Source organism: Bacillus sp. P4_D3 (assembly GCF_056401855.1).
This window is the reverse complement of record NZ_JBFUIN010001338.1, coordinates 1-536: the sequence shown is the minus strand read 5'-3', so window position 1 is coordinate 536 and position 536 is coordinate 1. Positions and strand designations below refer to the sequence as shown.

Here is a 536-nt window from a genome sequence, read left to right as displayed (position 1 = left end):
TCCAAAAGGCGGCATTAACGATGGCGAAAAGGGGGCCTTTCCAAGTAATTCGTTATTGTCATTGTAAAGTAACTGAGGAGGTTTTGGGATGTTATCTTTAAAGAACCAACTATAAATAAAACTAGCTGAAACAAGTATGAATAGATAAGTAAACCCGATTAAAAATCGTTTTGATTTCCAAATAGATTTCATAATGCTGCTCCTTTCAATTGCTTTTGCCATCTATTCATCATGAATGAGATTATTTGAAAAATGGCATAAAACGGTAAAATAATCATAACAAGTATGATAAATGCAGCTGGAGGTGAAATAAACGCCTTCTTAAATAAAAATTGAATAATGCCTTCCATATTAAAAACAAATTCTAAAATGAATAAGTTAGAAAGTAAGAAAACAAAAATCGTTTTTAAATGGTGAAAGAAGTGGATAGATATATTTTTGAATAAATGAATGCATAGTATATAACTTGATGAAAGTCCTTTTCCATATGCAACCTCTACGTAATGTTTTTCATGTTCTTCTTTTATGTATAACAC

General features: G+C 29.9%; 1 protein-coding gene and 1 pseudogene. Both read right to left on the bottom strand.

Annotated features, from left to right (window positions below):
* A pseudogene (locus AC1DTM_RS31205) lies at positions 1–192 on the bottom strand (peptide ABC transporter permease); the annotation flags it as partial.
* A partial coding sequence (locus AC1DTM_RS31200; protein WP_477001787.1) for an ABC transporter permease subunit occupies positions 189–536 on the bottom strand: 348 nt, incomplete at its 5' end. The gene AC1DTM_RS31200 and the pseudogene AC1DTM_RS31205, both read right to left, overlap by 4 nt.